The organism is Streptomyces sp. NPDC050759 (assembly GCF_044456945.1).
Classification (GTDB): domain Bacteria; phylum Actinomycetota; class Actinomycetes; order Streptomycetales; family Streptomycetaceae; genus Streptomyces.
Genome location: NZ_JBITGI010000028.1, coordinates 69,232 through 81,176 on the forward strand (window position 1 = coordinate 69,232; position 11,945 = coordinate 81,176).

At 70.6% G+C, this 11,945-nt stretch carries 12 protein-coding genes and 1 tRNA gene; 6 read left to right on the forward strand and 7 right to left on the reverse strand.

The window, feature by feature from the left end; translation table 11 throughout:
• Positions 1-50 precede the first annotated feature (50 nt).
• Both ACIBJB_RS45090 and ACIBJB_RS45095 read right to left on the reverse strand, forming a co-directional pair.
• A complete protein-coding gene (locus tag ACIBJB_RS45090) occupies positions 51-1,193 on the reverse strand; it encodes a DUF2235 domain-containing protein (RefSeq protein ID WP_398939979.1) in 1,143 nt (380 codons plus the stop codon).
• A 122-nt stretch (positions 1,194-1,315) separates the two neighbouring features.
• The gene (locus tag ACIBJB_RS45095) at positions 1,316-2,233 is read right to left on the reverse strand and encodes an N-acetylmuramoyl-L-alanine amidase (RefSeq protein WP_398939980.1); all 918 of its coding nucleotides are present in this window, start codon (positions 2,231-2,233) and stop codon (positions 1,316-1,318) included.
• Positions 2,234-2,430: 197 nt separating this feature from the next.
• On the opposite strand from ACIBJB_RS45095, the gene ACIBJB_RS45100 reads away from it, so the two are divergent.
• Positions 2,431-3,207, forward strand: a complete 777-nt coding sequence (locus ACIBJB_RS45100) for an SAM-dependent methyltransferase (RefSeq protein WP_398939981.1) — start codon at positions 2,431-2,433, stop codon at positions 3,205-3,207.
• A gap of 116 nt (positions 3,208-3,323) precedes the next feature.
• On the opposite strand, the gene ACIBJB_RS45105 is transcribed toward ACIBJB_RS45100, so the two are convergent.
• Both ACIBJB_RS45105 and ACIBJB_RS45110 read right to left on the reverse strand, forming a co-directional pair.
• The gene (locus ACIBJB_RS45105) at positions 3,324-4,001 is read right to left on the reverse strand and encodes a polysaccharide deacetylase family protein (RefSeq protein ID WP_398939982.1); all 678 of its coding nucleotides are present in this window, start codon (positions 3,999-4,001) and stop codon (positions 3,324-3,326) included.
• Positions 4,001-4,669, reverse strand: coding sequence for a glycoside hydrolase family 11 protein (locus ACIBJB_RS45110; protein WP_398939983.1), 669 nt, complete (start codon positions 4,667-4,669; stop codon positions 4,001-4,003). The genes ACIBJB_RS45105 and ACIBJB_RS45110 overlap by 1 nt, the downstream gene beginning before the upstream one ends.
• A gap of 307 nt (positions 4,670-4,976) precedes the next feature.
• Between ACIBJB_RS45110 and helR the strand changes: the two genes are divergently transcribed.
• A complete protein-coding gene (helR, locus tag ACIBJB_RS45115) occupies positions 4,977-7,130 on the forward strand; it encodes an RNA polymerase recycling motor ATPase HelR (protein ID WP_398939984.1) in 2,154 nt (717 codons plus the stop codon).
• A gap of 29 nt (positions 7,131-7,159) precedes the next feature.
• Here helR and ACIBJB_RS45120 read toward each other — a convergent pair whose 3' ends face one another.
• Positions 7,160-7,522, reverse strand: a complete 363-nt coding sequence (locus tag ACIBJB_RS45120) for a DoxX family protein (RefSeq protein WP_398939985.1) — start codon at positions 7,520-7,522, stop codon at positions 7,160-7,162.
• Positions 7,523-7,628: 106 nt separating this feature from the next.
• On the opposite strand from ACIBJB_RS45120, the gene ACIBJB_RS45125 reads away from it, so the two are divergent.
• Together ACIBJB_RS45125 and ACIBJB_RS45130 are read left to right on the forward strand one after the other, a co-directional pair.
• Positions 7,629-8,006 (forward strand): winged helix-turn-helix transcriptional regulator, encoded by a 378-nt coding sequence (locus ACIBJB_RS45125; RefSeq protein ID WP_398939986.1) that lies wholly within the window; start codon positions 7,629-7,631, stop codon positions 8,004-8,006.
• A gap of 46 nt (positions 8,007-8,052) precedes the next feature.
• On the forward strand, positions 8,053-8,412 hold the full coding sequence (locus ACIBJB_RS45130) for a hypothetical protein (protein WP_398939987.1): 360 nt from the start codon (positions 8,053-8,055) through the stop codon (positions 8,410-8,412).
• Between the two features lie 58 nt (positions 8,413-8,470).
• Here ACIBJB_RS45130 and ACIBJB_RS45135 read toward each other — a convergent pair.
• Positions 8,471-8,543 (reverse strand) — tRNA-Arg (locus tag ACIBJB_RS45135).
• Positions 8,544-8,683: 140 nt separating this feature from the next.
• Here ACIBJB_RS45135 and ACIBJB_RS45140 point away from each other — a divergent pair.
• Together ACIBJB_RS45140 and ACIBJB_RS45145 are read left to right on the forward strand one after the other, a co-directional pair.
• A complete protein-coding gene (locus tag ACIBJB_RS45140; protein WP_398939988.1) occupies positions 8,684-9,397 on the forward strand; it encodes an SDR family NAD(P)-dependent oxidoreductase in 714 nt (237 codons plus the stop codon).
• A 65-nt stretch (positions 9,398-9,462) separates the two neighbouring features.
• Positions 9,463-10,158 (forward strand): TetR/AcrR family transcriptional regulator, encoded by a 696-nt coding sequence (locus ACIBJB_RS45145; RefSeq protein ID WP_398939989.1) that lies wholly within the window; start codon positions 9,463-9,465, stop codon positions 10,156-10,158.
• Positions 10,159-10,176: 18 nt separating this feature from the next.
• On the opposite strand, the gene ACIBJB_RS45150 is transcribed toward ACIBJB_RS45145, so the two are convergent.
• The gene (locus ACIBJB_RS45150; protein WP_398939990.1) at positions 10,177-11,802 is read right to left on the reverse strand and encodes a helix-turn-helix domain-containing protein; all 1,626 of its coding nucleotides are present in this window, start codon (positions 11,800-11,802) and stop codon (positions 10,177-10,179) included.
• Between the last annotated feature and the right edge of the window lie 143 nt (positions 11,803-11,945).

The window sequence follows — 11,945 nt, forward strand, 5'->3', positions numbered from 1 at the left end:
AGGGCGAGGACGACCGGGAGCGCGAGGCCCCGGGGCGCGGTCGTCGGACCCTACGGAGTGGCGACCGCGCCTTCGGTGGCGGTGAGGGGGACCGTTTCGACGTCCCGCTCCCCGACCTCCTTCAGGTAGCTCTCGAGCGCCGGCGGGCGATAGCCGGCGTCGCCCTTGCGGCGCAGCAGGACCGTGTCGGCCAGGTATTCGTGGCCGACGAGGCGGCCCCGCTCGTCCTTCTCCTGTCCGATGGGGCGGTGCAGCGGCTTGAAGATCCGGTAGAACCCCTTCCGGGAGGGGTCCCACGGGCCCATCGGGTTCGGCTGGACGGCGAAGTCGACGCGCTCGTCCGGGTCCATGGTGTCCGGCCCGTGCTCGCTGAGGACCAGGGGGTCGAACTCCAGGTCGTACCGGGCGGCCTGCCGGACCATCCACAGGAGGGTGATGTCGGACAGGCCCGAGTCCTTCTCGCCGCCCCCGACGGAGGTGTGCACCCCGGAGAACCAGACCTGTCTCAACTCCTGGCCCTTGGGAGCGTGTTCGTCCTTCCGCCACAGGGTCGGCGGGAACGCGGAGCGCTCCTCGTCCACGGCCAGGGCTTGGAAGGCGCCGTTCACCGACTTGCCGAGGGTGGTGTCGTGGAAGGCCCAGCGGTGGTTGAAGCGGTTGACGAGCGGCTGGAGGAACGAGGGCGCCGGCACCGGAATGCCCAGGGAGCCGACCGTGTCCCAGACGCCCACGAAACGGATCTCCGTCTCGTACGAGTACGCCCTGCGGAACAGCGTGGCGGCCACGCTGGTCGGTTTGTCGACGCGGCTGCGGTACAGCGCCCATGCCTCGTCGATCCGGTAGGTCTGGTCCGGGCGCAGGATGCCGCAGTTGTGCACCAGCCCCGCCAGACTGCGCGCGGTGAACGCGCCCCGGCTGAACCCGAACAGGTACAGCGTGTCCCCGGGTTCGTAGGTGTGGATCAGGAAGCGGTAGGCGTCGAGCACGTTGCGTGAGAGCCCCACCCCGAACGCCCCGCCCCGCAACCTCTCCCGCCGGTTCGTGCCGACCCCGCTGTGGTAGTACACCCGCTGTTCCGTTCCGACAGCGGAGCGTCGCCGTACGGCCAGGGCCACCTTGGCGACATTGGTCTTGCTCGGCTGGTCGGCGAGATTCCAGGTCCCGTCGCAGCAGATCACCAGACGCTTGGCCATCATGTGTCTCCTCTCCCTGTAGAGAGGACCCCGCGACTGCTCGGTGGATACAGCCAGTACCGCAGGGACCGTGCCGACCCGCAACTCGGAGCCCCGGTGGCGGGTCGGCGGCGGACCGGTGATCAGGCCACGACCGTGAACAGTCCCGTCTTCTCGCCGAGCTTCGTCAGCGAGCTCTTGCCGGGGATGCCGTTGGCGTCGGCGCCGCTGTAGCCCAGGTGGCGCTGCCACTTGGCGTACGCGGTGATGGTGGTGGTGCCGAAGGAGCCGTCGCCCGCGTAGGTCCGGGAGAGATAGCCGAGTTCGACGAGGGCGGCCTCGGTGAGGTTGGTGCCGGCCATGTAGCTGACGTGGCCCTGCTTGGCCCCGGGATCGGTCTTCGCGGCCGTGACCAGCCGGGACAGGTCCACGCGGGGCTTGCCCGCCGGCTTCGTCGGCTCCGTCTTGCCGACTCCCGCCGCCAGTTGCTTCTTCACGGCGGCCCGGAAGTCGTCCATGTCGAAGCTGGGGTCGATCTTCCCCGGCTGGCACTCCTTGTGCCCGGCGACGGACTTCTCGCTCCAGCCGTGGGCCCGGCAGATCGCCGCCGCCCACAGCACGGCCTGCCGGTACTGCGCGTCCGGGTACGGGTCGCCGCCCTTGCCGAGGTTCTCGATCTCCAGGCCGTACAGACAGTCGTTGCCGTCGGCCCTGGCCACGTCGTCGTGGGGGAGCGGCTTCTCCTCGCGGAGCGCGTTCAGGACATCGATGTCGGCGTAACCGGCGTGGTTGGTACGGCCGTTGCCGATCATCCACAGCCCGGCGGTCTTCCCGAGCCAGGCGTGGCACAGCGGTCCCGGCAGGTCGGATCTGCCCTGGTAGCAGAGCTCCTTGTCGTTGTGTCCGCCGGTGTGGTGGATCAGGACCCCGATGACGGGTCCGAAGGACTTCCCGGACGCCGCGTCGCGGTTGTGGGTCTTCCAGCCGGCGTGCTCGTGCACGGTGAGGCCCTCGGCCTTCAGCGCGGCGAGCATCTTCGCGGCGGACAGGGGTGTGGCCATGGTGGTGGTTCCCTCCGGGGGGTGCGTCGAAAACGCGTCAACTACTGTTCGGATCTTGTGGGTTGACGTTTCGTTGGCATTCAGTGGGACGTGCTCGCCCCGCAGTTGCCCATGATTACGTCAACACCGCGCCCGGCGGGGGGAATCGCAGCATTCACAGCCGAACGGGGCCCCGCCCCTCGTCCGCAGGAGTTGCCGTGCCGCACACCCCGATCGACACCAGCAAGCCGCACTCCGCCCGCTTCTGGAACTACTTCGTCGGCGGCAAGGACAACTACGAGGTCGACCGGGAGATCGGTGACCAGATCAAGGAGATCTTCCCCGGCCTCGTCGACGTGGCGGTCACCAGCCGCCGGTTCCTGGGCCGCGCGGTCCGCCATCTCGCCGGGGAGCAGGGCGTACGGCAGTTCCTGGACGTCGGCACCGGCCTGCCCACCGCCGACAACACCCACGAGGTCGCCCAGCGCGTCGCGCCGGACGCCCGGATCGTCTACGTCGACAACGACCCCATCGTGCTGGCCCACGCGAACGCCCTGCTCACCAGCGCACCCGAGGGCAGGACGGCCTATCTGGACGCCGACCTGTACGACCCCGAGTCCGTCCTGGAGGCGGCCGCGGACACCCTCGACCTGTCCCGGCCGGTCGCCTTGATGATCCTCAACACGCTCGGCCACGTCGCCGACCACGACCGGGCCGTCGACCTGGTCCGGCGGCTCATGTCGGGCCTGGCGTCCGGCAGTTACCTGGTGATCAGCGACAGCACGGCCACGAGCGAGGGGATGATCGCGGCGTCGGAGGCGTACAACTCCAGCGGGGCGGTGCCGTACCACGTACGCCCCGTGGCGGACATCGCCGCGTTCTTCGACGGCCTGGAGCTGGTCGAACCGGGGGTGGTGCGGGTGACGGAGTGGCGGCCGGAGGAGCCCGGTCCGGCCGGGGTGGACGCGTACTGCGGTGTGGGGCGCAAGCGCTGAGCGCTGTGGGCGTCGTACGCGCGTAGTGATCGCTCAGTGATGCGGTGAGCCGCGTTCGGCGCGGCGGCCCGAGGGGGACGGCCGCCGCGCCGGGGCGGGGTCGCCGTGGCCGTGGATCAGCCCGGCGCCACCGCGCGGCCGGTCTGGGGCGAGATCATGCCGGAGCACAGCCCCTTGGCGGCCAGTGTCTGCGCGATGCGCGGGATCGCCGCGCGGGTGTTGGCGGGCCAGTCGTGCATGAGGATGACCTGCCCGTTGGTGAGCCGCCCGACCGCCGCGACGATCGCGTCGGTACTGGCGTTGTTCCAGTCCTGCGAGTCGACCTGCCACAGGACCTCGGTCAGCCCGTACTTGGCCTCCACGGCCTTCACCGTCGCGTTGGTCTCGCCGTACGGCGGCCTGAACAGCCTGGGCGTGCCGCCGCCCGCGTTCGCGATCGCCTGCTGGGTGCGGGAGATCTCGGAGTCGATGGTGGCCTGGCTCTGCTGGGTCAGATGCGGGTGCGTGTAACTGTGGTTGCCGACCCACATCCCGGCGCTGACCTGGGCCCTGACGAGGGCCGGGTTGGCGGCCGCGTACTGGCCCTCGTTGAACATGGTGGCCCTGAGGCCGTACTGCCGCAGGGAGTTGAGCAGGGTGGTGGTGCCGCTGCCCGGGCCGTCGTCGAAGGTGAGTCCGACGTATCCGGCGCAGGCGGCGGCCTGCTCGGGGGCAGCGGCGGCGGGGACCGCGAGGGTGCCGGCGGCGGCCAGAGCGGCGGCGGCCAGTAACGGGAGATGCGACCGGGCCCTCATCAGGACACCGTGATGTTCGAGCTGCCGCTGCTCTGGTAACCCTCGGTAGCGAGGATCATGTAGTACTTGAAGCTGCCCATCGGCATGCCGGCCCGGGCCCACGCGTCGAAGTGGTTGCCGGTGGTGATGGTGCCGCCGGTCCGCCTCGACTGCCGGACGCTCCAGTACTGGTTGAAGGTTTTGGTGCCCTCCACGGACGGGGCGTTGTACCGGGTGGTCTGGTAGATGTCGTACGTGCCGCCGTCGCTGGTGACGGTGCCCTTGTACGTTCCGGTGGGCCGGTAGGTGCCCCAGTTGTCGACGATGTAGTACTCGACGAGCGGGTTCGAGGTCCAGCCGTAGAGGGCCAGGTAGGCGTTGCCGGACGGGTTGAAGCTGCCCGAGTAACTGACGGTCCTGCGGGAGCCGTTGGCCCAGCCCTTGCCGGCCACGAAGTTGCCGGTGTTGCGCCAGGACGTGCTGTAGTTCCCGCCGGAGTTCAGGGTCATGGAGACCGTGCCCTGGGCGTCGGTCCAGAACGAGTAGTAGTAGCCGTTGTTCGTTCCGGTCTGGTTCGTGGTGATGACCGTGGCCGCCTCGGCGGTGCCGGGCAGGGCCAGGGTGGCCCCGGTGGCCAGCAGGAGGCCGCAGACGCTGCGGCGCGTGGGGTGTGCGGGTGTGGAATTCATGCCCCATAGTTTTGGTCTGCCCCTGTCAAGCGTCAACAGTTTCGGCAGATGTTTCGAATGCTTCGAGATCGCTCTCACCTGAGGAAATCGGCGAAATCTTTCGGAAGATCGCAGAGAGGTGGGGGTGGGAAAGGTCGACAGGACGTCGAATGTTTCGAAGAGTTTCCGGACGCCCGGGGCAAAAGAAAAAGGCAGGGAGGTCAGCACCTCCTTGCCGTGTTCAACGTATAGCGTACTGGGGGGCTTGCGGCAAGGCCCCGGGGTGGGCGCACACTTACCGGCCGTACCCGAAACCGGAGCTGCTGACTTGAATTCCCTGCCCACGAGCGTGTTCGATCTCCCGGACCGCCTCGCCGCCAAGGCCGACCCCGCACTGATCGCCGACGACGAGCGGCACTTCGCGGCCATCGCGGAGTGCCTGGAGCAGACGATCGCCGAACTGTCCGCCACCCTCGACGCCACCCGCAGGGCGCCCGGCGGCATCGGCCAGGAGGCGATGGACCGGGACACGGAGATCCACCGGCTCAGCGCCCGGCTGCGCACCCTGCGCCGCTTCGGCCTGGACCTGTGCCTCGGGCACATGGTCGGCGCCGACGACCCCGAGCCGGTGTACGTCGGACGGCTCGGCCTCACCGACAGCACGGGCCGCAGGCTGCTCGTCGACTGGCGGTCCCCCGCGGCCGAACCGTTCTTCGGGGCCACCCACGCCCGCCCGATGGGGCTGGCGAGCCGCCGCAGGTACCGCTGGACGGGCGGCCGGATCAGCGACTACTGGGACGAGGTGTTCTCCCCGGACGGATTCGCCGGACACCACGCCTCCCTCGACGACCAGTCCGCCTTCATCGCCAGCCTGGGCAGCGACCGCTCGGAACGGATGCGGGACGTCCTCGGCACCATCCAGGCCGACCAGGACGCCATCATCCGCGCGGGATCCCGCGGCGCGCTCGTCGTCGACGGCGGGCCCGGCACCGGCAAGACCGTGGTCGCCCTGCACCGCTCCGCCTACCTGCTGCACGCCGACCCGCGTCTCGGCCACCGCCGCGGCGGAGTGCTGTTCGTCGGCCCGCACCGGCCCTATCTGGCCTACGTCTCCGACGTCCTGCCCAGCCTCGGCGAGGAGGGCGTCCAGACCTGCGTCCTGCGGGATCTCGTGGCCGAGGGAGCCACCGCAGGGGTCGAGACCGACCCGGAGGTGGCCCGGCTGAAGGCCTCCGCGGACCTGGTGAAGGCGATCGAGAAGGCCGTCAGGTTCTACGAGGAGCCGCCGACCGAGGGCATGACCGTCACGACCCACTGGTCCGACATCCCGCTGACCGCCACCGACTGGGCCGAGGCCTTCGACGCGGCGGAAGGCGCCCCGCACAACGACGCCCGCGACCAGGTCTGGAACGAACTGCTCACGATCCTCGTGGACCGGCACGAGGGCGACGCCCCGGAGAACCTGCTCCGCAAGTCCCTGCGCCAGAACCGGGAGCTGCTCACGGCCTTCAACCGCGCGTGGCCGCTGCTGGAGGCGGCCGACCTGGTCTCGGACCTGTGGACGGTCCCCGCCTATCTGCGGATGTGCGCCCCCTGGCTCGACCGCGACGACGTGCGCAAGCTCCAGCGCGCGGACGGCCAGGCCTGGACGGTGTCCGACCTGCCGCTCCTGGACGCGGCCCGGCAACGGCTCGGCGATCCGCGGACCTCGCTCCGCAAGCGCCGGAACGAGGCCACCCTCGCCGCCCAACGCGAGCACATGGCCACGGTCGTGGACAACCTGAGTGCGGTCGCCGACGACGACTACGGCATGGGCCTGGTGACGATGCTGCGCGGCGAGGACTTCCACCACGCCCTGGTGGACGAGAGCGCCCTGCACACCGCCGACCCGGACCTGCTCGCCGGCCCCTTCGCGCACGTCGTCGTGGACGAGGCGCAGGAGCTGACCGACGCGGAGTGGCAGATGCTGCTGCTGCGCTGCCCGTCCCGGAGCTTCACCATCGTCGGGGACCGCGCCCAGGCCAGGCACGGCTTCACCGAGTCGTGGCAGGAGAGGCTGGAGCGGGTGGGCCTCGACCGCGTGGAAATGGCCTCCCTGAGCATCAACTACCGCACCCCGGAAGAGATCATGAAGGAGGCCGAGCCGGTCATCCGCGCCGTCCTTCCCGACGCCAACGTCCCGACCTCCATCCGCAGCACCGGCACCCCCGTCACCCACGGCTCGACCGCCGACCTGACCCCGACCCTGGACACCTGGCTCACCGCCCACCCCGACGGCATCGCCTGCGTCATCGGCGACCCCGCTTTCCGGGCGACGCCCCGGGTCCGCTCCCTTCCTCCAGAACTCTCGAAGGGCCTCGAGTTCGACCTGGTGGTCCTCGTCGACCCGCAGAACTTCGGCGAGGGCATCGAGGGAGCGGTGGACCGCTATGTGGCGATGACCCGGGCGACGCAACAACTCGTCGTCCTCACCAGCCCCTGACAGCGGGGTCCGACAGCCGTGTGCGTGTGTCAGAACGCGGTGGCCAGCCACGCGGCGACGGCGGCGAGGAGGATCAGCACGAGGTTCAGACCGGTGTCCTTCGCCTCTCCGCGCGACAGGTGAAGCCCGGCCGCCAGTATCTGAAGCACCACGAAGCCGACCGCGGCCAGGATCGCCAGAACCGGCGCGATCCCGGTCGCCGGCGGCAGGATCAGCCCGGCCGCGCCGAGCACCTCCACCACGCCGACAGCCCGGACGGCGGGCATCGGGACGGTGTCGACCCACCCCATCATCGGCGCGAGCTGCTCCCGACTCTGGGCGATCTTCTTCCCGCCGGCGTAGAGGTAGAAGACACCCAGCAGCCCGGCGATGATCCAGTACGCGACGGTCATGGCGGCACCCTCCAATGGTTACCCCTTGTAAGAAGGGCCATGGTGGGTCACTGTCGGAAGGCTTACAAAAGGCACACGCGTGTGTGTGACCGTCACCAGGAGCGCGATGTCGGAGTACAGGAAGACCTGCCTGATCCGCGGCGACGGCGGCCGCGCCATCCGAGGCGTCCTCGACCGCATCGGAGACAAGTGGACGCTCCTGGTGGTCGCCACCCTCCACGGCGAACGCATGCGCTTCACCGAACTGCTCCACCGCATCCCCGGCATCTCACAGCGGATGCTCACCCTGACCCTGCGCCACCTGGAACGCGACGGCCTGGTGGGGCGCACGGCCCACGCCGAGGTACCACCCCGGGTCGAGTACGAACTCACCCCCGTGGGCCGCACCCTGATCGAACCCGCCGTGACCCTCGCCGAGTGGGCCATCGAGCACAACCCCGACATCGAACGCAGCCACCAGGCCTACGACACCCGCGGCGACTGACCTCCCCCGGCCGCGCCACCGGGGACGGTGCATAGAATCCGGTCCCATGGCGAACCCTGACGAGCTGATCGTTGACATCGCCGCCCTTGTGGAGTCCGGGCGGAGCAGTCACATGTCCCTGACCGTGGTCACCGGTGGTGCCGTCATCACCGGTCGACTGGCTCCCGAAGCCATGTGGAGGCAGCGGGTGTCGGAGGTGCTGACGGACTCCTCCGACCTGGGCGAGTTCTCCGCCGTCTTCGCCACCCCCGTGAAGAGGGACGGCCCGCCCACGCATCTGCACTTCCACGTCGCCCGGATCCTCCAGGGCACGGTGGGAATCCCGGAGACGGGCGGGATGTACCGCGTCGCGATCGAGGACGTCAGCGCCTGGACCGTGGGCGACTTCAGCTACTCCGACCACTGACACGCGAACGGCCCCGGACGAGGAGTCCGGGGCCGGTCAGAGTGCTGGTCACGCGGTGTGCCCCCGGCAGGATTCGAACCTGCGACACCGGCTTTAGGAGAGCCGTGCTCTATCCCCTGAGCTACGAAGGCGGGCTGGTCGGGCGTGGTGCGATGCTCTGCACAGGGTCACCTGAGCAGACAACGCGACGCACCGACGGCTGACCAGTCATAGCGTAGCGGATGTACGTAGGGGAGGGCCCTCCTGCAGGGGGCCACCGGAGAGGAGTGACATGGCACTGATCCTGGTGACCGGCGCGGCCGGTGGGCTCGGGCGTGACACGGCGAACGCGTTGGCCGACGACGGGCACGACGTGGTCGTCCATGTCCGGAATCCGGCCCCACTCGCCGACGCGGAGGACGCCGGGCGGTGGAAGGGTGTCATCACGGGGGACCTCGCCGATCTCGACGAGATCCGCGACGTCGCCCGGCAGGCGGGCGGGTTCGGTCGCTTCGACACCGTCATCCACAACGCCGGCACCATGGACACCCGGGACGCGGGCACGGTCAACACGGTCGCGCCCTATGTGCTGACGGCCCTGATGGCCAAGCCGGCCAGGCTCGTCCACCTCAGCAGCTCCATGCATCGCAACGGCTCCACGGATCTGCGACGGCTGGCCGCCGGTTCCGCGTCCTACAGCGACAGCAAGCTGTGGGTCACCACCCTCGCGCTCGCTTGCGCGTCCCGGTGGGAGGGAACCACTTGCCACGCGGTCGATCCCGGGTGGGTGCCGACCAGGATGGGCGGCGCCGGCGCGCCGGACGATCTGGCCGAAGGGCACCGGACCCAGGTGTGGCTCGCCACGCACGACGACGTGACCCCGCGCACCGGCGGCTACTGGTACCACCGGCGGACGCAGACACCGCACCCGGCGGCGCGGGACGAGGAGTTCCAGGCCCGCCTTATCCGGTTCCTCGAGAGCCACACAGGCGTTCCGCTCGACTGACGCGCACCAAACCGGCGTACGGTGACAAAAATGGATAGGTCAATCCGATTGCTAGAGTGGCCGGTATGACCCCTGGCGCCCAGCCCTCAGACGGTCCCGCCGCTCAGCCGCTGCGCAGTGACGCCGAGCGCAACCGGGAGCGGATCATCGCCGCCGCCCGCACGGTGTTCGCGCGCGACGGCCTGAACGCGTCCATGGCCTCCGTGGCCCGCGAGGCGGGCGTGGGGATCGCCACCATGTTCCGCCGCTTCCCCACGAAGGAGGAACTGGTCGACGCCGTCTTCTCCGACCGCATGGGTGCCTACGTCGAGGTGGTCACCGTCGCCCTGGAGGACCCCGACCCCTGGAACGGCTTCGTCGGGTACATCGAGACCGCCTGCGCGATGCAGGCCGCCGACAGCGGCTTCGCCGACGTCCTGACCATGACCTTCCCCACCGCCAAGGTCCTGGAGGAGCGCCGCAACCGGGCGTACGAGGGCATGCTGGTCCTCATCGACCGCGCCAAGGCCACCGGCCGGCTGCGCGAGGACTTCGACCCCTCGGACCTGGTGCTGATCCACATGGCCAACGCCGGCGTCGTGAACGCCACCGGCGACGCGGCCCCGGACGCCTGGCGGCGCGTCGTCGCCCTGATCATCCAGTCCCTCGAGGCCCCGGCGCGCGGTCCCCTGCCCGCCTCACCCGGGCACGAGCCCCTCTACAAGGCCATGCTCCGCGCCGGACAGGGCACCTCCGCACCGCCCTCGGGCAAGAGCGGCTGACCTCGGGTCCGGGTGGCGTCAGAGGAGGGGGACCCGGGTGAAGTGGCTCGCCGCGTGCAGTTCGGTCTCCAGGCGGGTCGCCGTGAGACGCAGTTCCGGGAGGATCTCCGCCACGCATTCCCCGGCCGTGCGGCCCGCCGCGTGCAGGGCCACGTTCACGGCGGCGACCACCCGGCCCGTACGGTCGCGGACGGGCACGGCGATGGTACGGAGCCCGTCCTCCCAGTTCTCGTCCAGCAGGGCGTAGCCCTGGGTGCGGACGCGGTCGAAGTCGGCGGAGCGCTCCTTGTCCGCCAGCAGGACCCGGCCCAGCGAGGTCGCCGAGGCCGGCAGGCGGGTGCCGGTCCTGATGTCCACGCCCATGATCCGGGGGGAGACGGCCCTCGCCGTGTACTGGATCTCCGCCCCCTCGCCCGACCCCGGCGGCACCAGGACCGCCAGTGCCGTCGACTCCCGCACCCGTGCCGAGAGATCGGCCAGGTGCGGGGCCGCGATGCGCGGGAGGGTCGTACGGGAAAGGGGTGGGAAGCCGAGGGACAGGACCCGGGGGGTGAGGCCGAAGGTCCGGGTCTCCGGCTGCTGGCGGACCAGGCCCAGGTGTTCGTAGGTGATCAGGGCCCGGCGGGCCGTCGCCCTCGCCAGCCCGGTCGCCCGGGCCACGTCCGTCAGCGTCAGCGCGGCCCTGCCCTCGCCGAACGCCGTCAGGACCGTCAGGCCGCGGGCGAGGGACTCGATGAACTCCCGGCCCAGTTCGTTCTTGGCCGCGCCGATCCAGGAGGCCGATCCCGAGGGGGGCGGGTCCGGGTCCGGGTCCGGGGTGGACGCCAGTTCGCGTTCCATCTCCACCACCGTCGCCCGCAACCGCGGCAGCAGGGTCTCGCGCAGGTCCGCCGCGGTGTGGCGGCTGGTGTGGCTGACGACGTTGGCCACGCAGGCGATCCGTCCCGTGCGCGGATCCCGTACGGGGACGGAGACCGCCACCAGACCCGGCTCGATCAACTGGTCGTCCAGCGCCCAGCCGTCCCTTCCCGCCTGCGCCGCCTTCGCCTCGAACTCCCCTTCCACGGCCGGGAGTTCCCGAGGCGGTACGGCGGGAAAGCCCCGGTCCTCCGGGTCCGCCGCCCGGCGTTCGCGCCAGGTCCGCCAGTCGGCGTCGGTCCACTCCGACGCGAACAGGGGCCCCGGCGCGGTGCGTTCGGCGGGGAGCAGGTCGCCGATGCGGAAGCTCAGGGACATCGCGCGGCGGCGGGTGGCCTGGTGGATGAAGCGGATGCCGTCGCGGTCGGCGACCGCCAGCGACACCGACTCGTCCAGCTCGTCGGCGAGGGCGTCGGCCCGCCCGGACAGCAGAGCGGGCAGGCGCAGGGCGGCGAGATAGGCGTTGCCGAGTTCCATCAGCCGGGGGGTGATCACCGCGTCCCGGCCGTCCAGGCGGACGTACCCCATGCGGGCCAGCGTGGACGTGATGCGGTCGACCGTGGAACGCGCCAGGCCCGTCGCCCGCTCCAGACCGCTCGGGCTCAGCCTGCCGCCCGCCTCGGTCAGCTCCCGCAGCACCCCGACCCCCCGGATCAGCGGCGTGACCGCCTCGGCCGGCACGGCGGACTCCGGCACCGGCGGGGATGTGGGCGTGTCAGCGGGCATCGGTTCTCCGGTACGGCGATCGCGGGACGCCTACGGTAATCCGAACGTCGGCCACGGCACGCCCACGGCCACCCGACTCGGCAGGTCGACCCGCACCTGCTCCCGCGTGATCCGCACCCGCTGGTCGCGCGGCTCGGCAGTTC